The organism is Caulobacter sp. FV1ye13L (genome assembly GCF_058681155.1).
The window spans coordinates 3,917,575-3,939,361 of the sequence record NZ_CM178732.1 but is presented as its reverse complement, the minus strand read 5'-3'; the positions used below and the strand labels follow the sequence as shown (position 1 = coordinate 3,939,361).

The window sequence follows — 21,787 nt, the reverse complement described above, 5'->3', positions numbered from 1 at the left end:
TTTGTATCGCTGTCCGTGTTTGGAGCCTGCTCGCGTGAACGCCATTATCCGGGGCAAGCCCGACAATCTCGACGAGATCGGCCTGCGCTTCGACCGCGCTGCGCTGACGACGCCGGTCTATCTGAACAGCGTGCCCAAGGCCGGCACCCACCTGATCCGCAACATCCTGCGGATGTTTGTGGCCCCCGAGCAGCACTGGCGGCGCGAATACATCCAGCACGCCATCCTGCGGCAGTTCGGACCCGAGGCGTTCTCAAAGGCCAAGCCGATGATCAGCTGGGGGCACATGCTGTTCTCGGACGAATCGGCCATCGCCCTGCGCGACGTGCGCCACATCGTGTTGGTGCGCGATCCTTATGACTGGGTGCTGGCCCGCGCGCGGTTCTATCTGTCGGACGAGTTTCAGGGAAACCTGAACCATATCAAGGGCGGCGCGGCATCTCCTGAGGATGTCATGATGATGATGATCATGGGCGCGCACGGAAAGGTGCCGGACCTGAAGGACATCTTCGCCCTCAACGCCGTGGCGTGGATGGGCTCCAGCGCCGTCGTCGTGCGCTACGAAGACATCATCGACAGCCTCAACGACCTCGGCTCAAGGCGGGCGGAAGCCTTCTTCGCGCAACTGCTGGCCGATTGCGGGCTGGAGCTGCCGGCGGACTGGCGCGACCGGGTCGAGGCCGGCGCCGACCGCCGCGAGAGCCGCACCGCCAGCGAAAACCTCAATGTGACGGCGGAGTTGCCCAAGGTCTTGTCCGAGGTCCACAAGCGCGTGGTCGACTTCCATGCGCCAGGTCTCAGGGCGCTGCTCGGCTACGCATGAGGGCTGGCCTGTGGCGGGCGCCGGAACCGGCGTCCACCGCGTCGGAAAATGCCCTAGAGAACGACCGCCGTCCCAGACACCGAGACCATCATCATCGAGCCGTTCGGCCCGACGGTATTGTAGTCGAGATCGACGCCCACGATGGCGTTGGCGCCCAGCTTCTCGGCTTCCTTGACCAGGTTCTTCAGGGCGTCCTCGCGAGCGCGGGCCAGAACCCGTTCGTAGGACTTGGAATGGCCGCCGATGAAGTCGCGGATCGCCGCCATCAGATCCAGCACCACATTGGCGCCCAGGATCGACTGGGCGTAGATCGCGCCCTTGTAGTCCTGAACCGGCCGGCCTTCGATGAAGGGCGTGGTCGAGATCAGCATGGATAAACCCCTGTGCGACGCACGCGCCAACGTCCTTAACTTAGGCGTAAACGTCGCCCTTCGCGAGGGGCTCCCCCACAAAGCGTCACTTTCTGACGCCATTCTCCCGCGAGGCGGGAATCTGGCGTTCTTCCACTTCCTGCGCGCCGATGGTTAAGGCAGATTGACCCCAGTTTTTGCTCCCGGAGTTTTCCTGGTGATCTTCGCCAAGTCGCATCTCGACCTGCACAACATCCGAAGCAACGTCGAGCGGGTAAAGAAGCTGTCGGACAACGTCGTCGGCGTCGGGCCGCTGGGCGTGGGCCTGGACGGCCTGCTGACCTGGATCCCTGGCGCGGGCGAGCTCTACAGCCTGGGCGCGGGCGGCCTGATCATCATGGACGCCGTTCGGGCGCGGGCCGCGCCGATGATCGTCATCCAGATCGTCGCCATCATCCTGATCGACACCGTGGCCGGCTCGCTTCCGGTGGCGGGCAAGGTCGCCGACCTGCTGTTCACCGGCCACAAGTGGTCGGCCGACATGCTGACCAAGCACATGGACGACACCATCTATTTCGAAGGCACCCGCAAGGAGGTGCAAGGGACGGCGGAATACCGCGACCTGCTGGCCCGTATCCAGGCCGGCAAGGAAAAGCGCCGCGTCGTCTTCCTCGGCTAAGCGTCGACAACCATAGAGCAGGCAAGGCGTTGATCAGAGCATGACCGTTGAAGCTGCTCCCTATTCCGACAGCCGTCGCTTGCGCGCTCATCGCGCCTGGAGATCGGCTGAGACCATCAAGGGTCTGTCCGATCGCCTGATCGGCATCGGACCCTTTGGTCTGGGCCTTGATGGCGTGCTGTCCTGGGTGCCCGTTGTCGGGCCGCTCTACAGCATGGGGGCCGGTGGTCTGTTGCTGATCCACGGCCTATCGGGCGGGGCGTCCTTCATGACCCTGGCGCGGATGCTGGCCTACGTGGCCATGGACACCGCCACCGACGCCGTGCCGATCGCCGGCTCGGTGGTGGACATGATGTTCCCCGGCCACCTGATGGCCGCCAAGGCCCTGCAGAAGGACATAGAGGCGCGACACGGCCTGCCTGATGATGTGGCCGTGAAGATGTCAGCCAAGAAACGCCGCAAGGCCGGCAAACACTGACCTGATCGTCTAAGCCGCCGCCCCCTGGGTATAGCCCAGCTGAACATTGAGCTTTTCCAGCACCTCGATGGCCGCCTCGGCGATCACCGTGCCGGGCGGGAAGATGCTAGCGGCGCCGGCGTCGAGCAGGGCCTGGAAGTCCTGGGGCGGGATCACGCCGCCGACCACCACGACCATGTCCTCGCGTCCGAGCCTAGCCAGTTCGGCCTTCAGCTCCGGCACCAGGGTCAGGTGACCCGCCGCCAGGGACGAGGCGCCCACCACATGCACACCCGCCGCGATGGCGGCCTCGGCCGCTTCACCCGGGGTCTGGAACAGCGGACCGATCTCGACTTTGAAACCCAGGTCGGAGAAGGCGCTGGCGATCACCTTCTGACCGCGATCGTGGCCGTCCTGGCCCATCTTGGCGACCATGATGCGGGGCGGGCCACCATCGGCCTCCTTAAAGGCGGCGACCATGGCGCGGGCGCGGGCGGCCTTGGGATCGGCGCCGGCCTCCTTGCCATAGACGCCCTGGATGGTCTGGATCACGGCGCGGTGGCGGCCAAAGACGTTTTCCATCGCCAGGCTGATCTCGCCGACCGTGGCCTTGGCCCGGGCGGCGTCGACGGCCAGGGCCAGCAGGTTGCCAGTCCCGCGCGCGCCGTCTTCCAGCGCCTGCAGCGCCGCCGCCGTGGCGGCCGGATCGCGCTCGGCCTTCAGGCGGGCCAGCTTTTCCAGCTGCTGGGTGCGGACCGAGCTGTTGTCCACCTTCAGCATCGGGATCACGTCCTCGACCTCGGGCTTGTAGCGATTGACCCCCACCACGCTCTGGCGATTGGCGTCGATGCGGGCTTGGGTCTTGGCGGCGGCCTCCTCGATGCGCAGCTTGGGCAGGCCGCGTTCGATGGCCTTGGCCATGCCGCCGGCCGCCTCGACCTCTTCGATATGGGCCAGAGCCTTCTGGGCCAGGTCATAGGTCAGGCGCTCGACATAGTAGCTGCCGCCCCACGGGTCGGCGACGCGGGTCGTGCCGCTCTCCATCTGCAGGAACAGCTGGGTGTTGCGGGCGATGCGGGCCGAGAAGTCGGTGGGCAGGGCCAGGGCTTCGTCCAGGGCGTTGGTGTGCAGGCTCTGGGTCTGACCGTTGACGGCGGCCATGGCCTCGACGCAGGTGCGCGAGACGTTGTTGAACACATCCTGCGCCGCCAGCGACCAGCCCGAAGTCTGGCTGTGGGTGCGCAGGGAGAGGCTGCGGTCGTCCTTGGGATCGAACTCGCGCTTCATCAGCCGGGCCCACAGCAGGCGGGCCGCGCGCATTTTCGCGACCTCCATGAAGTAGTTCATGCCGATGGCCCAGAAGAAGCTGAGGCGCGGGGCGAACACGTCGATGCTCATGCCGGCCGCGACGCCGGCCCGGGCATATTCGATGCCGTCGGCCAGGGTATAGGCCAGCTCCAGGTCGGCCGTCGCGCCGGCCTCCTGCATGTGATAGCCGCTGATCGAGATCGAATTGAACTTCGGCATATTGGTCGAAGTATATGAAAAGATATCGGAAATGATCCGCATCGAAGGCGCGGGCGGATAGATGTAGGTGTTGCGCACCATGAATTCTTTGAGGATATCGTTCTGGATCGTCCCCGACAGCTTGTCGGGCGAAACGCCCTGTTCCTCGGCCGCGACGATATAGAGCGCCAGGATCGGCAGCACCGCGCCGTTCATGGTCATCGACACGCTCATCTTGTCGAGCGGGATGCCCGAGAAGAGGGTGCGCATGTCGAGGATCGAGTCGATGGCGACGCCCGCCATGCCGACATCGCCCTTCACCCGCTCGTGGTCGGAGTCATAGCCGCGGTGGGTGGCCAGGTCGAAGGCCACCGACAGGCCCATCTGACCGGCCGCCAGGTTGCGCCGGTAGAAGGCGTTTGAGTCTTCAGCCGTCGAGAAGCCGGCGTACTGCCGCACCGTCCACGGGTTGGTGACGTACATGGTCGGGTAGGGACCGCGCACGAACGGCGCGACGCCGGGATAGCCGCCCGTAAAGTCCAGGCCTTCGACATCAGCGGCGGTGAAGGCCGGGGCGACATCGACGCCTTCGGGCGTGTTCCAGACGGCGCCTTCAGGCGCGGCGGCAGTGGCGACCTCGGCGAAGTCGATCGTCGTGAAGTCAGGGAACTTGGTCATGGTTCAGGCTCCCTCAAAGGCGGCGGCGAAGCGGATGGGTGTCAGGGCGGGGCAGGTGGAGTCCGGCCCCGGCAGCCTGGGATCTGGACCCTCCACGGCGAAGGCGGACGGATCGACGGTCTCGATCTCGGCGGGCTTGTCCTCGGCGTTGGGGAACGCCGTGACGCCCAGGATCTTGCGGCTCTTGTCGGCGAAGGCGGCTTGCTGCCCGGCGCAGGTGGCGGCGACGGCGTCGGCGATCAGGCCGCTCTCCAGCGCCTTGACGATCCCGCCGGCGCCTTCGATGGCCTGGAAGCTGCTCCAGGCGGCGCGGGCGATCTGGTCGGTCAGGCTGTCGAGATACCACGAGCCGCCGGCCGGATCGGCGACGCGGCCCAGATTGCTCTCTTCCATCAGCACCAGCTGGGTGTTGCGAGCCTGACGGCGGGCGAAGGTGGTGGGCAGGCCGATGGCGTCGGTGAAGGCGCCCAGCACCACCACATCAGCCCCGCCGACCGCCCCGGCGAAACCGGCCGAGGTCAGGCGCAGCAGGTTGGTCCAGGCGTCCCTGGTCGTCAGCATGCGGCCCGAGGATCGCGCCTCGATGGTCGCCGGAACGCTGACGCCGCAGGCCTGGGTCAGGCGCGCCCACAGGGCGCGGGCGGCGCGAACCTTGGCGATGCCGGTGAAATATTCGCCGTCCAGGCTGACGCCCAGCACGATGCGGCCGAAGGCCTCGTCCATCGACAGGCCAGAACGGACCAGGGCCTTGGCATAGGCCAGGGCGCTGGCGGTCATCAGGGCCAGTTCCTCGACGTTGGAGCCGCCGGCCTCGTGCGCCGCGCGCCCCGTGGCCAGGAACAGGCTGGCCCGGGCATAGGTCGTCGCCAGGCGCGCGCCGACCGTGGCGGCGTTGAAGATATGGCTCTCGATCGGGCCGGGACTGGTTCCCGATTCCGCAAAGGCGGTCAGCGGGTCCATGTGGAAGGCCATCGGCGCATTGGGGGCGGCCTTGGCCACGGCGCCCAGCCAGTCGGCGGCCTTGGGACCCAGCCAGCCGGCGTCCAGCGCCACGGGCGCCAGATCGATCAGCACGCCCGTCAGCGCCTTGGCCATATCGTCGGCCGAGCCGATGGCCACGCCCCTGGCGCCGTCCGGATCGACGGCCAGCAGCACCGAGGCCGCGCCGTTCTGCAGATCGACCAGGATATCGCTGGCCGCCCGCTCGGGATCGGCATGGGCGGCGCGCATCCGCAGGTCCCACGGCCGGTCGGCGTCGCGGGCGCGCAGGTCGCGGGCGACGATCACGCCGTCCCCGGCCGTGTAGAGCGGCTGAATCGTCAGGCCGTCGGGCGTGTTGACCGTCAGGGCCTCGTCAAAGCTCTGACCCTTCAGGGTTTTCTCGACCAGGGCCGTCCAGCGCGCGCGGACGGTGTCGTCCGGAGCGGCGAAGTCGTCGGCCAAAAGCGTCACGGCCTGGGTCAAAGCGTCTCTCTCCTGCAGTGCAGCATTCTTTTCTTTTCGACGGTGATGCGCCCCTGCCGCTAGGGCCGTCAAGTCTTGCGCCCGCCCCAAACAAGCGTTTAAGCTAAACGCTGTTTACATGCGCGGCGCCCAACGCCGCCTCCTAGGGGAGCCGATTTTTATGGCCTTGCCGCCCGTTCTTCGTGACCGTCTTCGCCTGCCGGTCATCGCCTCGCCGCTGTTCATCATCAGCAATCCCGATCTGGTGATCGCCCAGTGCAAGGCCGGCATCGTCGGTTCCTTCCCGTCGCTGAACGCCCGCCCGATCTCGCAACTGGACGAGTGGCTGCACCGCATCACCGAGGAACTGGCCGCCTACGACCGCGCCCACCCCGAAGCGCCGTCGGCCCCGTTTGCGGTCAACCAGATCGTCCACCGCACCAACAATCGGCTCGAGGAGGACATCGAGCTGTGCGTGAAATACAAGGCGCCGCTGGTGATCACCTCGCTGGGCGCCCGCGAGGACCTCAACGCCGCGATCCATTCTTATGGTGGCATCACCCTGCACGACGTCATCAATGACAAGCATGCCCACAAGGCCATCGAAAAGGGCGCTGACGGCTTGATCCCGGTCGCGGCCGGCGCGGGCGGCCACGCCGGCACCCTGTCGCCCTTCGCCCTGATCCAGGAAATCCGCCAGTGGTTCGACGGGCCGGTGGCGCTGTCGGGTTCGATCGCCTGTGGCCGCTCGATCCTGGCCGCCCAGGCCATGGGCGCGGACCTGGCCTATATCGGCTCGGCCTTCATCGCGACCCAGGAAGCCAATGCGGCCCAGGGCTACAAGGACATGATCGTCGAGAGCCACGCCGACGACATCCTCTATTCCAACCTGTTCACCGGCGTGCACGGCAACTATCTGCGCCCCTCGGTGGTCAAGGCGGGCATGGATCCTGAAAACCTGCCGGTCAGCGATCCGTCGGCCATGAACTTTGGTTCGGGCGGCAACCAGGAGGCCAAGGCCTGGCGCGATATCTGGGGCTGCGGCCAGGGCATCGGCGCCATCGACGCGGTGCTGACCGCCGGCGAACTCGTCGCCAAGTTCTCGGAAGAGTACGAGCAGGCCAAGGCCGAACTGGCCGCCAAGACCGCCCTCACATCGGGCAAACATCTGGCCTTCGCGGCCGAGTAGCGACACGCTGGAGCGGGGACGGGGACGGGGATCGACCAAGGTCGGTCCCCGGCTCTGTCAGCGGGGTGATCCTAGAGGCGAGTTCAACGCCTTGAAGGATCTCTGATGTTCGACGAAACCACCCCGCGTCTGGGCCTGCCCTATGTGGTCGCCGCCCAGGCCCAGAAGCATATCCCCATCAATGAAAGCCTCGCCCGGCTGGACGGTCTGGTCCAACTGGCGGTCGAGAGCCGCGTCGTCGCGGCGCAGCCGGTCAGCCCGGTCGCCGGCGGTGTCTGGATCCTGCCGGCCAGCGTGACGGGCTCGGCCTGGGCCGGCCAGGCGGCCGGGACGCTGATGCGCTTCGAGGCCGGCGCCTGGGAGGCCGTCCCCCTGGCTGAGGGGGTGCTGGCCTGGATCAAGGACGAGAACCAGATGGTCGTCTTCGATGGCGCGACCTGGGCGCCCCTGTCGACCAGCTTCAAGAGCCTGACCGCCGCCGCCTCGCCGGGGCTGGCCAATACCCGGCTGGAAATCCGCGAGGAGGAGACCACGCTTTCGGGGGCGACCTCCTCGACAGCCATCGTCATCCCGGCGCGGGCCATCGTGCTGGCGGTCTCGACCCGCACCACCATCGCGGTGACGGGGGCGACATCCTACAGCTGCGGGGTGGCCGGAGAGGCGGGCAAGTTCGGTTCATCGCTGGGCGTCGCCAAGAACGCCAGCAATGTCGGGGTAATCGGGCCGACGGCCTACTATTCGGACACCCCGGTGCTGTTGACCTCGGCGGGCGGCAACTTCACCGGCGGCAAGGTGCGGGTGGCCATCCATCTCCTGCGTTTCGACGCACCGGCGGCTGTTTAAAGCTGCTCCCCCTCCGGGGGAGCTGTCGCGGAGCGACTGAGGGGGCTAGCTGGACTTAGGCCGCGCTGCCCCCTCCGACCCTTCGGGCCACCTCCCCCGGTGGGGGAGGAGCTTGACCCTGGCCGCCGCCCCCGCTAAACGCCGCTCACCTTTGGGGAGTAGCCGCCTGCGCGTATCAGCAGGCCCCGCCGTCAACACACTTGGATCTCCGGATCCATGGCGCGGGGAAGGAAGCGATCATCCGCTTCCATGGCGAGACCAATGGCGCCGATATCCTCCCGGGCTGGGTGGGACGTCGACGCTATTGGCATGCGCCCGGCCCGGAAGGTTTTTGATCCAGATGGAATCCCTGTTCGTCTCGACCCTGGTCGTGGCCATCGCCGAGATCGGCGACAAGACCCAGCTGCTGGCCATGATCCTGGCCACGCGCTTCAAGAAGCCCGTGCCGATCATCCTGGGCATTCTGGTCGCCACCCTGGCCAACCATGCCCTGGCGGCGACGGCGGGCTACTGGGTCTCCGACCTGCTGAGCGGCCAGTGGTTCAAGTGGGCCATCGCCGTGTCGTTCATCGCCATGGCCGCCTGGGCCCTGATCCCCGACAAGGCTGATGACGAAGAGGCCGGCGCCACAAGCCGCTACGGCGTGTTCCTGACCACCACCATCGCCTTCTTCCTGGTCGAGATGGGCGACAAGACCCAGATCGCCACGGTGGCCCTGGGCGCGCGCTTCCATAACATCGCCTGGGTCGCGGCCGGCACCACCCTGGGCATGATGATCGCCAACATCCCGGCGGTGTATCTGGGCGAGGCGGCGACCAAGATCGTGCCGCTGAAATATGTGCGCATCGGCGCGGCGGTGATCTTCCTGGGCCTGGGCGTCTGGGCGGCGGTCGAGGCGGCGGGGCTCTTCCGCTAGGCCCCCAAGGCCGGTTAAGGGAAGGGCGTAGCAGGAGCCGCGCCCTTCCCATGACCTCTGACGATCAGAACCTGCGCGGTTGGGAGTTCTGGATCGATCGCGGCGGCACCTTCACCGACCTCGTCGCGCGGCGGCCGGACGGGTCGCTGGTCACCCACAAGCTGCTGTCGGAGAACCCCGAGCAGTATGCCGACGCCGCCGTGGCGGGCGTGCGGGCCCTGCTGCCGGCCGGGGCGCGGATCGACGCGGTCAAGATGGGCACCACCGTGGCCACCAACGCCCTGCTGGAGCGCAAGGGCGAGCCGACCGTTCTGGCGATCACCGCCGGCCATGCCGACGCGCTGCGGATCGGCTATCAGGCCCGGCCAAAGCTGTTCGACCGCCATATCGTCAAGCCCGAAGCCCTGTACGACCGCGTCGTCGAGATCGACGAGCGGATCGGCGTCGAGGGACAGGTCCTGCGGCCGCTGGACGAGTCCGCCGCGCGAGCGGGTCTGCAGGCCGCTTTCGACGCCGGTTTTCGGGCCGTGGCGATCGTGCTGATGCACGGCTTTCGCTTCACCGGCCACGAGGCGCGCGTCGCCGCCATCGCCCGCGAGATCGGCTTTACCCAGGTCTCGGTCAGCCACGAGGTCAGCCCGCTGATGAAGCTGGTCGGACGCGGCGACACCACGGTGGTCGACGCCTATCTGTCGCCGATCCTGCGCCGCTATGTCGACCGGGTGGCGGGCGAGCTGGGCGAGGATGCGCGGCTGCTGTTCATGCAGTCGAACGGCGGCCTGACCGACGCCCGCGCGTTCCGGGGCAAGGACGCCATCCTGTCGGGTCCGGCCGGGGGCGTGGTCGGCATGGCGAGGACGGCGGCGCAGGCGGGTTTCGACCGCGTCATCGGCTTCGACATGGGCGGCACCTCCACCGATGTCTGCCACTATGCCGGCGAATACGAGCGGGCCTTCGAGACCGTGGTGGCCGGGGTGCGGATGCGCGCGCCGATGATGAACATCCACACGGTGGCGGCCGGCGGCGGCTCGATCTGCAGCTTCGACGGTGCGCGGCTGAGGGTGGGGCCGGCCTCAGCCGGGGCCGTGCCTGGCCCGGCGGCCTATCGCCGGGGCGGACCGCTGACGGTCACCGACTGCAACGTCATGCTGGGCAAGCTGCGGCCTGAATTCTTCCCGGCCGTGTTCGGTCCCAATGCCGACCAGCCGCTGGACGCACAGGCGGTGGCCGCCGGCTTCGCCAGCCTGGCCGCCGAGATTCTGGCCGCGACCGGCGAGGCCATGAGCCCCGAGGCGATCGCCGAGGGCTTCCTGACCATCGCCGTCGAGAACATGGCCAAGGCCGTGCGGCAGATCTCGATCCAGCGCGGCTACGACGTCACCCGCTATGTGCTGGCCTGTTTCGGCGGCGCGGGCGGACAGCACGCCTGCCTGGTGGCCGACGCCCTGGGCATGACGAAGGTCATGATCCATCCGTTCGCCGGGGTGCTCAGCGCTTATGGCATGGGCCTGGCCGACCTGCGGCTGATCCGCGAGGCGACGGTCGAGCGGCCGCTGGCCGAGGCGGCCGGCGATCTGGCTGAGCAGGCGAAGGCGCTCTCCGTCGAGGCCGAGGCCGCCTTGCGCGCCCAGGCCGTTCCGGTGGCTTCGGTCGAGACCCTGGCGACTCTGCGCGTGAAATATGCCGGGACCGACACCCCGCTGGTCGTGCCGCTGGCCGACCAAGCCGGCGTCCGCGCCGCCTTCGAAGAGATGCACCAGCGCCGCTTCGGCTTCACTTCGCCGACCACGGCCCTGGTGGTCGAGACCCTATCGGTCGAGGCCATCGGCCATTCGGATGCCGGAGCGGCGCCGGATTTGGGACGCGGCGCCTCAGGCGAAGCTGTGGCCCTGACGACGGTCGACGTTCGCATGGCCGGCCAAGCAAGGCCGACGCCGGTGTTCGACCGCGAGGCCCTGGCAGTTGGGGCCGAGGTCAAGGGGCCGGCCATCATCCGCGAGGCCACCGGCACGACGGTGGTCGAACCCGGCTGGCGCGCCACGGTGGATGCGCATCTGAACCTGATCCTCGACCGCATCGAGGCCCTCCCAGCCCGCCGCGCCATCGGGACCAAGGCTGATCCGGTGATGCTGGAGGTGTTCAACAACCTCTTCATGGCGGTCGCCGAGGAGATGGGCTTCGCCCTGCAAAACACCGCCTATTCGGTCAACATCAAGGAGCGGCTCGACTTTTCCTGCGCCCTGTTCGATCGCGACGGCAACCTGATCGCCAACGCCCCGCACATGCCGGTGCATCTGGGCTCGATGGGCGACAGCGTGCGGGCCATCCGTGAGGCGCGGCAGAGCGATGGCCGCGGCATGCAGCCGGGCGACGTCTATATGCTCAACGCCCCCTACAAGGGCGGAACCCACCTGCCGGACGTGACCGTGGTCATGCCGGTCTTCGACGCGGCCGGGGACCTGCTGTTCTACGTCGCCGCGCGCGGGCACCAGGGCGATATCGGCGGGATCACGCCGGGCTCGATGCCCCCCAATAGCCGCACGGTCGAGGAAGAGGGGGTGCTGATCGAGAACTTCCTGCTGGTCGAAGGCGGCCGGTTCCTGGAAGCGCAGACTCGCGCCCTGCTGGCCTCGGGCCGATGGCCGGCCCGCAATCCCGACCAGAACATCGGCGACCTCAAGGCCCAGATCGCCGCCTGCGCGCGGGGCGCTGAAAGCCTGACCGGCCTCGTCGCCGAGTTCGGCCAGGCGACGGTCGAGGCCTATATGGCCCACGTGCAGGACAATGCCGAGGAAGCCGTTCGCCGGGTGTTGGCCACCTTGAACGACGGCGCCTTCGCCTATGAGCTGGACGACGGCAGCGTGGTGAAGGTGGCGATCACCGTGGATCGCGAGGCCCGCACGGCCCGGGTCGATTTCGCGGGCACCAGCGACCAGGTCCCGACCAATTTCAACGCCCCGGCCTCGATCTGCCGGGCGGCGGCGCTGTATGTGTTCCGCACGCTGGTGGATGACGAGATCCCGATGAACGACGGCTGCCTGCGACCGGTGCAACTGGTCATTCCCGAGGGCTCGATGCTGCGGCCGCGCTATCCGGCGGCGGTGGTGGCGGGCAATGTCGAGACCAGTCAGGTCGTGGTCGATGCGCTGTATGGAGCTCTCGGCGTCATGGCCGGCGCGCAGGGGACCATGAACAACTTCACCTTCGGCGATGACCGCCGCCAGTATTACGAGACCATCTGCGGCGGCTCGGGCGCGGGGCCGGGTTTCGATGGGACCGACGCCGTCCAGACCCACATGACCAACAGCCGCCTGACCGATCCCGAGGTGCTGGAGACCCGCTATCCCGTGCTGGTCGAGGCGTTCTCGATCCGGCGCGGTTCTGGCGGCGCGGGCGCGCATCACGGCGGCGATGGTGTGGTGCGAAAGATCGCCTTCCGCGAACCGATGACCGCCACCCTGCTGTCCAACCGCCGCCGCGTGCCGCCGTTCGGGCTGGCGGGCGGAGGTTCAGGCGCCCTGGGCGCAGCGCGGGTCGAGCGGGCGGACGGAACGGTTCAGACCCTGGCGGCCACTGATCTGGTCGAGGTCGCGGAGGGCGACGCCATCGTCATCGAGACGCCGGGCGGCGGCGGCTGGGGCGCGCTCTGATGCGGCCTGCAGTATTGTTTGTTTGCTTGGGCAATATCTGTCGATCGCCCCTGGCCGAGGGCGCCTTTCGCGCCGAGGCCCAGGCGATCGGGCTTGATGTTCTGGTCGATTCCGCCGGCACAGGGGGCTGGCATGTCGGTTCCGCGCCGGATGGGCGCGCCATTGCCGCCGCGCAGCGCCACGGCGTCGACATCAGCCGCCAGACCGCCCGCAAGGTCGAGGCCGACGACTTTCGGCGCTTCACCCACATCCTGGCCCTGGACCACGACAACCTGAAGAAGCTGCGCAGCCTTCGCCCGGTCGACGGGGAGGCGGAGCTGGGCCTGCTGCTGGACTATGCTGAAGGGCTCGAGGGCCGGGCGGTGGCCGATCCCTATTATGGCAAGGCGGCGGGGTTCGACGTGACCTGGCGCGAAGTGGCCCTGGCGGCGCGGGGCCTGGCGCAGTCGCTGGCGTCTCGGGGGGACTAGGCGACCACTCGCCCCCTCCTGACCGGTTGGCTTCGCCGCCCTTCGGGTCGCGGTCGTCCTCCCCCGTAGGGGGAAGAGCGCCTCAGGCGCGGAGGGGGTCAGCGACTAAGCCGCCCGCGTGACGCGTCGTTCGAGAAGCAACAGCGTCAGGGTCACCAGGAAACCGAACGCCAGCAGCAGCGCCGCCAGCTGGTGCGCCTCGTTCCAGCGCAGTTGCTCGACCAGCTGGAAGATCTCGATCGACAGCACCTGGGTTTCACCGGGAATGCCGCCGCCCAGCATCATCACCACGCCAAACTCTCCCACCGTATGGGCGAACGACAGGATGGCGGCGACGGCGTAGCCGGGCAGGGCCAGGGGCAGGGCCACGCGGGCGAAGCTCTGCCAGCGCGACGCGCCCAGGGTGGCGGCGGCCTCCATCGGTTCCTCGCCCAGGGCGATGAAGGCGTTGCGCAGGGGCTGGACGGCGAAGGGCAGGGAATAGATCAGCGAGCCGATCACCAGTCCCTCGAAGGTGAAGGCCAGGGTGCGGATTCCGACGGCCTGCAGCGGGGCCATCAGCACGCTGTGCGGGCCAAGCGCGATCAGCAGGTAGAAGCCCAGCACGGTCGGCGGCAGAACGATCGGCAGGGCGACCACGGCGCCGACCACAGGCTTCCAGCGCGAGCGCCCGCGCGCCAGCCACCAGGCCAGGGGCGTGGCCAGGATCAGCAGCAGGAACGTGGTGATCCCCGCCAGTTTGACCGTCAGCCACAGCACCGAGAGCATGGTCAGCGAACCTCGTAGCCGTAGCGGCGGATGATGGTCTTGGCCTCGGCGCTCTTCAAGAACGCCAGGAAGGCCTTGGCGGCGTCGTTGCCGGCGCCGGTCTTCAGCAGCACCGCCTGCTGGTCGATGGGCGTGTGGCTGGCGGTCGGCACGATCCAGCGCGAGCCGCCGGGCTGGTTGATCACCTGCGACAGGGCCACGAAGCCCAGCTCCGCCGCGCCCGTCTGGACGTACTGGTAGGTCTGGGTGATCGAGGAGCCCGTGACGATCTTCGGCTTCAGGCCGTCATAGAGCTTCAGCCTGGTCAGGGTCTCGACGGCGGCCAGTCCGTAGGGCGCGGACTTGGGGTCGGCGATGGCCAGCTTTTCGAACCTTCCCTTGGCCAGAACCGCGCCCTTGCCGTCGACCAGGCCCGGCATCCTGCTCCACAGGACCAGACGTCCGGTGGCGTAGGTGAAGCGCGTGCCGGCCACGGCCAGACCCTCGGCTTCGGCCCGGATCGGCCGTTCGGCGTCCGCCGACAGGAAAACCTCGAACGGCGCGCCGTTGGCGATCTGGGTGTAGAATTGTCCCGAGGAGCCAAAGCTCAGCGCCGCCTTGTGGCCGGTCCTGGCCTCGAACTTCGCCGCGATCGCCTTGGCGGGTTCGGTGAAGTTGGCGGCGACCGCCACCTTGGTTTCGGCGGCCAGGGCCGAGCCGCCGACCAGCATCGCCAGGCCGGCGGCGAGGACGACCATCGGGGAGCGGCGAGCGAGCATGCAGGACCTTGGCGGGCTTGGAGTCGGCGACCAGACAGCGTTATGTAGCAAGGCTGCATAACGCTGTCCCATTTTCCGTTCAGGCCTGATCAGGAGCGACCATGGCCATTGATGGCGAACTCAGCGCCTCGCTCGTCCTGCGCCGGGGCGCCCTGGCCCGGGTGGGGCTGGAGCGTGTCGCCCTGCTGGAGGCGGTCGGCGAGGCGGGTTCGATCACCGCCGCCGCCCAGCGACTGGGCCTGAGCTACAAGGGCGCATGGGACGCGATCCAGGCGCTCAACAACCTGTTCGACGCCCCGCTGATCGCTGCCAGCGCCGGCGGCCGGTCGGGCGGCGCGGCGACCATCACCCCGCGCGGCCATGCGGTGATCAAGGCCTTCCGTGAGGTCGAACGCGAGATCGGCGCGGCCCTGGCCCGGCTGGAGGCCGGTCTGGCCTCCGCGCCCGAGCAAGGTCTGGGCGAGCTCTTCTGGAGCCTGGGACTGCGCACCAGCGCCCGCAACGCCTTGCGCGGGACCGTGGCGCTCATCGGGGCCGGGGCGGTGACCGTCGAGGTCGTGCTGTCGCTGGGCGACGGGGTCGAGATCGTCTCGGTCATCACCCGGCGCAGCGCCGATGAGCTGGGTCTGACGGTCGGCAAGCCGGCCGTCGCCCTGATCAAGTCCAGCTTTGTCAGGGTCGTGCGCGGTTGCGACGCGCTGGGCGGCGCCAATCGCCTGGCCGGCGCGGTCATCGATCGCGAGGATGGGGAAACGGCCAGCGAGATCAGCCTGAGCCTTTCGGCCGGCAAGACCCTGGTCGCGACCCTGCCGCGCGCCGACGCTGACGCCCTGGCGCTCAGGCCCGGTGACGCGGTCGTCGCCCGGGTCGAGCCCTCGGACGTCATCCTGGCCGTTGAATAGCGCAGGCGCTCTCTACCGCGATGGCCCCCATGATGCGGCCACGGCCACGGATTGGGAACCTTCAGCGGGCCTGCCTGCCAGGCGTGAGCGCAATCTGCGGCGGTGTGACTCATTGATCTTGGCCAAGCTTGCGACGATTATGCAGCCGCACCGGCGACCATCTCCGAGAGATTCTTGATTCAGCTCCTGTCCTCCCGGCTCGGTAAAGGTGTGGCGGCTCTGGCCGTGATGCTGATCGCCATGCTGGTGGTTCAGACCCCCGTGGCCATGGTGGACCGGGCGCTGCACGCCAGCGGCCAGGTGCATGCGGCCAACGCCTTCGCCGGCCCGCTCGCCGCTGACCTGGCCGATCACGATCACGATCATGATGCGGTGGCCGGCGCCGAGGTCGCGGACGATGATCGCGACCCCTCACCTTCGCAGGGCGCGCACCACCACCATGACGGCGCCTCGCTTCTGGGCCTGACGGTCGCCATGACGGTCGCCAGTCCCTGGGGCTCGACGCTCGAATCCTGGTCGGGCCAGGACACCTCGCTCGACAGCGCCGAGCCTGCTCCGCAGAAACGCCCCCCAAAAGCCCGCCTCGAACACGTCGCCTGATCGACGCGGCCCCCGGCCGCGTCCGCTTCCGTTCGAGAGACTCCCATGCCCCATTTCGACCATGGCCGCGCCGCGCGGTCCTGGCTGCTCGCGTCGGCGTTCGCCGTCGCGCTGCCCCTTGCCGCCCAGGCGGAAACCCTGGGATTGCCCCAGGCCCTGGCCCGCGCCGCCCAGTCCGATCCCACCCGTCCCGCCGTTGAGGCGCGCCTCAAGGCCGCCGATGCCGGCGCCCGTCAGGCCGGCGTTCGCCAGAACCCTGTCGTCGGTGTCGAGCTGGAAGACCTGACGGGGACCGGTCCCTATTCAATGATCGATCGCGCCCAGGCGACGGTCTACTACCAGCAAAGCCTGGATCGCGGCGGCAAGCGCCAGGCCCGCACGGCCCTGGCCCGCACCGAGATCGATCTGGTTCGCCTTCGCTATCAGGTTCAGGTGCTGGACCTGTTCCAGGCGGTGGAGCTGGCGTGGGTCGAGGCCTTGGCCGCCGAGGCGCAGGTCCGACTGGCGCGCACGCGGCTCGATATCGCCCAGCGCGCCCAGGGCGAGGTGGACCAGCGCGTGAAGGTCGCCCGCGACCCGCTGTTCGCCGGGGCGCGCGCTGACACCCAGGTCGCCGAGGCCCGGATCGCCCTGTCGCAGGCCCAGATGGCCGCCGACACCGCGCGTCGAAGCCTCGCCAGCCATTGGGACGGCGACGGCGATTTCGACCTCGATCCGGTGGTGCTGGATGACACCTCCGCCGCCGAACTGGTCGCGGGCGAAGCGTCTGAAGCGGATCTGGCGGTGCTCGACGCCGAGCGGCAGGCCGCGACGGCGCGGGTTCGCCTGGAGCAGAGCAAGGTTGTCCAGGATCCGACCTGGCGCGCGGGCCTGCGCTATCTGAACGAGGGGCGCGACATGGCCGTGCTGGTCGGCGGGTCGATCCCGCTGGCCCGCCATGACACCAATCGCGGCGCCATTGAGCGCGCCCAGGCCGAGCGCACAGCGGCCGATGTCGACCTCCTCAGCGGCAAGGTCCTGAGCGAACGTAAGATCGCCAGGCTGCAGGCCGGGCTGGCCGCACGGGCCAGCGAAGCCCGTCGCATTGAGGCCGAGGTGCTGCCCGCCGCCGAACGGACCGTCGCCCTGGTCCGCGAGGGCTTCAATCGCGGCGGCTTCAGCTATCTCGACGTCATCGAGGCCCAGAGGGTCCTGATCGACGCCCGGAGCCGGCGGCTTGACGCCCTGAAGGCCTTCCACACCGACCGCGCCCTGCTGGCCCGCCTGACCGGCCGCCACGCCGCCCTCATTCCCGCTTCGGAGACTGTCCGATGAACCGCCGCTACACCCGGCGCGCCAGCGTGCGCCTTGCCCTGCTGATGGCCTCCACCCTGGTGCTGGCGGCCTGCGGCGACGGCGCCAAGCCCGCCGCCGAGACCGAAGGCCACGCCGCCAAGGCCGGCGACTATGAGCGCGGTCCCCATCGCGGCCGCCTGTTGCGCAGCGGCGATCTGGCCATCGAGATCACCATCTTCGAAGACGGCGTCGAGCCCGAATTCCGCGTCTATGCCTATCGCAAGGACAAGCTCGTCGATCCGCGGCAGGTCCAGCTGTCGGTCGAGCTGACCCGGCTGGGCGGCAAGCTCGACCGGTTCAGTTTCGCGCCGCAAGAGGACTATCTGCGCGGCGCGGGCGTGGTGCGCGAACCGCACTCTTTCGACGTGAAGGTTCGGGCCAGCCAGGGCGGCCAGAGTCATCAATGGACCTATCAATCCTACGAAGGCCGAACGACGATCAGCGCGGACGCCGCCAGGGCCGGCGGCGTGAAGACCGAGATGGCCGGCGGCGCCGACATCGCCGAGCTGGTCGACATGGCCGGCCGCGTCGAGATCACGCCCGAGGGCAAGGGCGAGGTTCGCGCCTGGTATCCGGGCCGGGTGATGGCCTTGCGCGGAGAGCTTGGAAGCCAGGTCCGCAAGGGGCAGTTGCTGGCGCGCGTTGAGTCCAGCGAGAGCTTGCAGACCTATTCGATCTTCGCGCCGATCAGCGGGATCATCGTCGAGAAGAACCTCAATGTCGGCGACGTGGCCGGCGAACGCGCCATCTTCGTGATCGCCGATCCGACCAAGCTGCACGCCGAGTTCTTCGTCTATCCGCGCGACGCCGAGCGGGTGCGCGTCGGCCAGCCCGTCGAGGTGCGCAGCCTGTCGGGCGACACCCGGCTGATGGCGCTGGTCGAGGCGGTTCTACCGACCGCCGACCTGGCCAGCCAGACCCTGATGGCTCACGTCCATTTGCCCGAGGGCTCAGCCGCATTCCGGCCGGGCATGGGCGTCGAGGGATCGTTCCAGGTCGCCTCCACCCGCGTTCCGCTGGCGGTGCGCACCCGGGCCCTGCAGCGGTTCCGCGACTTCACCGTCGTCTTCGCCAGGGTGGGCGACACCTATGAGGTGCGGATGCTGGAGCTGGGTCGCCAGACGCCCGAATGGACCGAGGTGCTGGGCGGGCTTGAACCCGGAACCGAATATGTCGCCGACGGCGCCTTCCTGATCCGCGCGGACATCGAAAAGTCCGGCGCGAGCCACGACCACTAGGAGCGCGCCACCATGCTTGAACGCATCATCGCGCTGTCGATCCGCTATCGCTGGATCGTCCTGGCGCTCGTCCTCGCCTCGGCGATCCTGGGCGTCTGGAGTTTCCAGCGCCTGCCGATCGACGCCACCCCCGACATCACCAACGTCCAGGTGCAGATCAATACCGAGGCGCCGGGCTTCTCGCCGCTGGAGGCCGAACAGCGGATCACCTTCCCGGTCGAGACCGCCATCGCCGGCCTGCCGGGCCTGGACTACACCCGCTCGGTCTCCCGCTACGGCCTCAGCCAGGTCACGGTCGTCTTCAAGGACGGGACCGACATCTATTTCGCCCGCCAACTGGTCAATGAACGGCTGCAGGCCGCCCGCGCCCAGCTGCCCTCCAGCCTGACGCCTGAGCTTGGCCCGATCTCCACGGGCCTGGGCGAAATCTTCATGTACACGGTCGAAGCCAAGCCGGGTGCGCGTCGGCCTGACGGCAAGGCCTATACGCCCGAGGACCTGCGCACCCTGCAGGACTGGGTGATCCGGCCCCAACTGCGCAACACGCCCGGCGTCACCGAGGTCAACACCATCGGCGGCTTCGAGCGGCAGTATCACGTCACCCCTCTGCCGGAACGGCTATCGGCCTACGGCCTGACCATGGCCGATGTCACCGACGCCCTGGCCAGGAACAACAGCAATGTCGGGGCCGGCTATATCGAGCGCTATGGCGAGCAGTATCTGGTCCGTGTTCCCGGCCAGGCCAGCGGCGTCGAGGACCTGCGCGGCACGATCATCGTCAATCGTGGCGGTGCGCCGATCCGCGTCGGCGACGTGGCCGATGTGGGTCTGGGCGAGGAACTTCGCACCGGCGCGGCGACCGAGAACGGCCAGGAGGTGGTGCTGGGCACCGTCTTCATGCTGGTCGGCGAGAACAGCCGCACCGTCGCCCGCGCGGCGGCGCTGCGGCTGGAACAAGCCGCCAAGTCTCTGCCGGCCGGCGTCATGGCCACGCCGGTCTACGACCGCACCGAACTTGTCGATCGCGCCATCCGCACCGTCGAGACGAACCTGGTCGAGGGCGCGCTGCTGGTGATCGTCGTGCTGTTCCTGCTGCTGGGCAATATCCGGGCGGCGCTGATCACGGCGGCGATCATCCCGTTCTCGATGCTGCTGACCATCACCGGCATGGTCCAGAGCCGGGTGTCGGGCAATCTGATGAGCCTGGGGGCGCTGGACTTTGGCCTGATCGTCGACGGGGCGGTGATCATCGTCGAGAACTGCCTGCGCCGGTTTGGCGAGGCGCAGCATCGTCTGGGACGCCTGCTGACCAGGGACGAACGCTTCGCCCTGACGGCCAGCGCGGCCGGCGAGGTGATCAGGCCGTCGCTGTTTGGCGTGCTGATCATCACCCTGGTCTATGTGCCGATCTTCGCCCTGACCGGGGTCGAGGGGAAGATGTTCCACCCGATGGCCATCACCGTGATCATCGCCCTGACCGCCGCCCTGGTGCTGTCCCTGACCTTCGTGCCGGCCGCCGTTGCGATGTTCGTCACCGGCAAGGTCGAGGAGACGGAAAGCCGCATCATGCGCGGGGCTCGCCAGCTCTACGCACCGGCGCTGGCGACGGCCCTGCGGCTGCGGGTGGCGTTCGTGGCCGGCGCCGTGGCGCTGGTGGTCATCGCGGGTCTGGCGGCCAGCCGCATGGGCTCGGAGTTCGCGCCCAGTCTCGACGAGGGCGACATCGCCATGCACGCGCTGCGCATACCGGGCACCAGCCTCACCCAGGCTGTCCGGATGCAGGCGGCGCTGGAGGCGCGGATCAAGTCGTTGCCGGAGGTCGAGCGGGTGGTGAGCAAGATCGGCACCGCCGAGGTCGCCACCGACCCGATGCCGCCCTCGGTCGCCGACACCTTCATCATGCTGAAGGACCGCAAGGACTGGCCCGATCCGCGCAAGCCCAAGGCCACGCTGGTCGCCGAACTGGAGGCCGCCGTCGCCACCATTCCCGGCAACAATTACGAGTTCACCCAGCCGATCCAGATGCGGTTCAACGAACTGCTGTCGGGCGTTCGCGCCGACGTGGCCGTCAAGGTGTTCGGGGACGACCTCGATCAGTTGCGCACCATCGGCGAAAGCGTGGGGGCGGTGGTTGAAGGCATCGAGGGCGCCCAGGATGTGGGTGTCGAACAGGTGACCGGGCTGCCGGTCCTGCAGATCACGCCGGACCGCGCCGCCCTGGCCCTGCTGGGACTGAACGTGCAGGACCTGCAGGAGGTGGTCGCCACCTCGATCGGCGGCGCGGTGGTCGGTCAGGTGTTCGAGGGCGACCGGCGTTTCGATGTCGTGGTCCGCCTGCCCGAGGCGATCCGGGGCGACCTGGAGGGCGTCCGCCGCCTGCGCGTGCCGTTGCCGGCGACGGGGGAGGGGCCCCGCGGATTCGTGCCGCTGCAGGACGTGGCCAGGGTCGAGACCGTGATCGGCCCCAACCAGATCAGCCGCGAGGACGGCAAGCGCCGCGTGGTCGTCACCGCCAATGTGCGGGGCCGGGACCTGGGCTCCTTCGTCGCCGAGGTGCAACAGAAGGTCGGCGCCGAGGTCGAGATCCCGACCGGCTACTGGATCAGCTATGGCGGCACGTTCGAGCAGCTGATCTCGGCGGCGAAACGGCTTCAGCTGGTCGTGCCCGCCGCCCTGCTGCTGATCTTTGGTCTGCTGTTTGCGCTGTTCCGGTCGGTCAAGGACGCCGCCATCGTCTTCTCCGGCGTGCCCCTGGCCCTGACCGGGGGCGTCGCGGCCCTGCTTTTGCGGGGTCTGCCGCTGTCGATCTCGGCGGGCGTCGGCTTTATCGCCCTGTCTGGCGTGGCCGTGCTCAATGGGGTGGTCATGGTCAGCTTCATCCGGAGCCTTCTGGCCGAGGGGCGGCCGCTGGACGAAGCGATCAGCGAAGGCGCCCTGACGCGCCTCAGGCCCGTGCTGATGACCGCCCTGGTCGCCAGCCTGGGCTTCGTGCCGATGGCCTTCAATGTCGGGGCCGGGGCCGAGGTGCAGCGCCCGCTGGCCACGGTGGTGATCGGCGGGATCATCTCCTCGACCCTGCTGACCCTGCTGGTCCTGCCGGCGCTGTATCGCCTTGTCGGCGGATCGCCCCTTGGCCGGACGCGGGCCGACTGAGGGCTGGTCGGTGGGGCAGGCGCAGCGGG

At 68.6% G+C, this 21,787-nt stretch carries 18 protein-coding genes; 13 read left to right on the top strand and 5 right to left on the bottom strand.

The window, feature by feature from the left end; translation table 11 throughout:
• Positions 1-34 precede the first annotated feature (34 nt).
• Positions 35-823 carry a hypothetical protein gene (locus tag ACW176_RS19090; RefSeq protein ID WP_492110249.1) on the top strand — a complete coding sequence of 263 codons (789 nt, stop codon included), beginning with the start codon at positions 35-37 and terminating at the stop codon, positions 821-823.
• A gap of 53 nt (positions 824-876) precedes the next feature.
• Here the strand turns inward: ACW176_RS19090 and ACW176_RS19085 are convergent, their stop codons facing one another.
• Positions 877-1,194 (bottom strand): heavy metal-binding domain-containing protein, encoded by a 318-nt coding sequence (locus ACW176_RS19085; RefSeq protein ID WP_419320902.1) that lies wholly within the window; start codon positions 1,192-1,194, stop codon positions 877-879.
• A 193-nt stretch (positions 1,195-1,387) separates the two neighbouring features.
• Here ACW176_RS19085 and ACW176_RS19080 point away from each other — a divergent pair, with 193 nt between their 5' ends.
• Positions 1,388-1,852, top strand: coding sequence for a DUF4112 domain-containing protein (locus ACW176_RS19080; protein WP_419255872.1), 465 nt, complete (start codon positions 1,388-1,390; stop codon positions 1,850-1,852).
• Positions 1,853-1,892: 40 nt separating this feature from the next.
• On the top strand, positions 1,893-2,330 hold the full coding sequence (locus tag ACW176_RS19075; protein WP_492110248.1) for a DUF4112 domain-containing protein: 438 nt from the start codon (positions 1,893-1,895) through the stop codon (positions 2,328-2,330).
• Positions 2,331-2,339: 9 nt separating this feature from the next.
• Here the strand turns inward: ACW176_RS19075 and scpA are convergent, their stop codons facing one another.
• The gene (gene scpA / locus ACW176_RS19070; RefSeq protein ID WP_419320906.1) at positions 2,340-4,493 is read right to left on the bottom strand and encodes a methylmalonyl-CoA mutase; all 2,154 of its coding nucleotides are present in this window, start codon (positions 4,491-4,493) and stop codon (positions 2,340-2,342) included.
• Between the two features lie 3 nt (positions 4,494-4,496).
• Entirely contained in the window at positions 4,497-5,945 is a 1,449-nt protein-coding gene (locus ACW176_RS19065; protein WP_492111971.1) for a methylmalonyl-CoA mutase subunit beta, read from the bottom strand.
• Positions 5,946-6,117: 172 nt separating this feature from the next.
• Here ACW176_RS19065 and ACW176_RS19060 point away from each other — a divergent pair, with 172 nt between their 5' ends.
• From ACW176_RS19060 to ACW176_RS19040, 5 genes are all read left to right on the top strand, one after another.
• Positions 6,118-7,125 (top strand): NAD(P)H-dependent flavin oxidoreductase, encoded by a 1,008-nt coding sequence (locus tag ACW176_RS19060; RefSeq protein WP_492110247.1) that lies wholly within the window; start codon positions 6,118-6,120, stop codon positions 7,123-7,125.
• Between the two features lie 105 nt (positions 7,126-7,230).
• Positions 7,231-7,968, top strand: coding sequence for a DUF2793 domain-containing protein (locus ACW176_RS19055; protein ID WP_492110246.1), 738 nt, complete (start codon positions 7,231-7,233; stop codon positions 7,966-7,968).
• 340 nt (positions 7,969-8,308) lie between these two features.
• A complete protein-coding gene (locus ACW176_RS19050) occupies positions 8,309-8,884 on the top strand; it encodes a TMEM165/GDT1 family protein (protein WP_419320910.1) in 576 nt (191 codons plus the stop codon).
• A gap of 50 nt (positions 8,885-8,934) precedes the next feature.
• Entirely contained in the window at positions 8,935-12,534 is a 3,600-nt protein-coding gene (locus ACW176_RS19045; protein ID WP_492110245.1) for a hydantoinase B/oxoprolinase family protein, read from the top strand.
• Positions 12,534-13,004: a low molecular weight protein-tyrosine-phosphatase gene (locus tag ACW176_RS19040; protein ID WP_492110244.1), complete on the top strand. Its 471-nt coding sequence runs from the start codon at positions 12,534-12,536 to the stop codon at positions 13,002-13,004. Before ACW176_RS19045 ends, ACW176_RS19040 begins: the two co-directional genes overlap by 1 nt.
• 105 nt (positions 13,005-13,109) lie before the next feature.
• Here ACW176_RS19040 and modB read toward each other — a convergent pair whose 3' ends face one another.
• Complete coding sequence (gene modB, locus ACW176_RS19035; protein WP_492110243.1) at positions 13,110-13,772, bottom strand: molybdate ABC transporter permease subunit; 663 nt, start codon at positions 13,770-13,772, stop codon at positions 13,110-13,112.
• Positions 13,773-13,774: 2 nt separating this feature from the next.
• Entirely contained in the window at positions 13,775-14,530 is a 756-nt protein-coding gene (gene modA, locus ACW176_RS19030; RefSeq protein ID WP_492110242.1) for a molybdate ABC transporter substrate-binding protein, read from the bottom strand.
• Positions 14,531-14,631: 101 nt separating this feature from the next.
• On the opposite strand from modA, the gene ACW176_RS19025 reads away from it, so the two are divergent.
• The 5 genes from ACW176_RS19025 to ACW176_RS19005 all read left to right on the top strand — a co-directional run bounded on the left by ACW176_RS19025 (position 14,632) and on the right by ACW176_RS19005 (position 21,758).
• Positions 14,632-15,432 carry a TOBE domain-containing protein gene (locus ACW176_RS19025; RefSeq protein WP_492110241.1) on the top strand — a complete coding sequence of 267 codons (801 nt, stop codon included), beginning with the start codon at positions 14,632-14,634 and terminating at the stop codon, positions 15,430-15,432.
• A gap of 210 nt (positions 15,433-15,642) precedes the next feature.
• Positions 15,643-16,032 (top strand): hypothetical protein, encoded by a 390-nt coding sequence (locus ACW176_RS19020; RefSeq protein WP_492110240.1) that lies wholly within the window; start codon positions 15,643-15,645, stop codon positions 16,030-16,032.
• A gap of 45 nt (positions 16,033-16,077) precedes the next feature.
• Positions 16,078-17,346 carry a TolC family protein gene (locus ACW176_RS19015; RefSeq protein ID WP_492110239.1) on the top strand — a complete coding sequence of 423 codons (1,269 nt, stop codon included), beginning with the start codon at positions 16,078-16,080 and terminating at the stop codon, positions 17,344-17,346.
• Entirely contained in the window at positions 17,343-18,605 is a 1,263-nt protein-coding gene (locus ACW176_RS19010) for an efflux RND transporter periplasmic adaptor subunit (protein WP_492110238.1), read from the top strand. Before ACW176_RS19015 ends, ACW176_RS19010 begins: the two co-directional genes overlap by 4 nt.
• A gap of 12 nt (positions 18,606-18,617) precedes the next feature.
• The gene (locus tag ACW176_RS19005) at positions 18,618-21,758 is read left to right on the top strand and encodes an efflux RND transporter permease subunit (RefSeq protein ID WP_492110237.1); all 3,141 of its coding nucleotides are present in this window, start codon (positions 18,618-18,620) and stop codon (positions 21,756-21,758) included.
• Positions 21,759-21,787 lie beyond the last annotated feature (29 nt).

Excerpts from the sequence above, each read along its gene's own strand:
- ACW176_RS19040 (WP_492110244.1), top strand. The coding sequence starts at position 12,534 with ATGCGGCCTGCAGTATTGTTTGTTTGCTTGGGCAATATCTGTCGATCG.
- ACW176_RS19015 (WP_492110239.1), top strand. The coding sequence starts at position 16,078 with ATGCCCCATTTCGACCATGGCCGCGCCGCGCGGTCCTGGCTGCTCGCG.
- ACW176_RS19010 (WP_492110238.1), top strand. The coding sequence starts at position 17,343 with ATGAACCGCCGCTACACCCGGCGCGCCAGCGTGCGCCTTGCCCTGCTG.
- ACW176_RS19045 (WP_492110245.1), top strand. The coding sequence starts at position 8,935 with ATGACCTCTGACGATCAGAACCTGCGCGGTTGGGAGTTCTGGATCGAT.
- scpA (WP_419320906.1), bottom strand. The coding sequence starts at position 4,493 with ATGACCAAGTTCCCTGACTTCACGACGATCGACTTCGCCGAGGTCGCC.
- modA (WP_492110242.1), bottom strand. The coding sequence starts at position 14,530 with ATGCTCGCTCGCCGCTCCCCGATGGTCGTCCTCGCCGCCGGCCTGGCG.
- ACW176_RS19025 (WP_492110241.1), top strand. The coding sequence starts at position 14,632 with ATGGCCATTGATGGCGAACTCAGCGCCTCGCTCGTCCTGCGCCGGGGC.
- ACW176_RS19060 (WP_492110247.1), top strand. The coding sequence starts at position 6,118 with ATGGCCTTGCCGCCCGTTCTTCGTGACCGTCTTCGCCTGCCGGTCATC.
- modB (WP_492110243.1), bottom strand. The coding sequence starts at position 13,772 with ATGCTCTCGGTGCTGTGGCTGACGGTCAAACTGGCGGGGATCACCACG.
- ACW176_RS19075 (WP_492110248.1), top strand. The coding sequence starts at position 1,893 with ATGACCGTTGAAGCTGCTCCCTATTCCGACAGCCGTCGCTTGCGCGCT.
- ACW176_RS19055 (WP_492110246.1), top strand. The coding sequence starts at position 7,231 with ATGTTCGACGAAACCACCCCGCGTCTGGGCCTGCCCTATGTGGTCGCC.
- ACW176_RS19005 (WP_492110237.1), top strand. The coding sequence starts at position 18,618 with ATGCTTGAACGCATCATCGCGCTGTCGATCCGCTATCGCTGGATCGTC.
- ACW176_RS19050 (WP_419320910.1), top strand. The coding sequence starts at position 8,309 with ATGGAATCCCTGTTCGTCTCGACCCTGGTCGTGGCCATCGCCGAGATC.
- ACW176_RS19085 (WP_419320902.1), bottom strand. The coding sequence starts at position 1,194 with ATGCTGATCTCGACCACGCCCTTCATCGAAGGCCGGCCGGTTCAGGAC.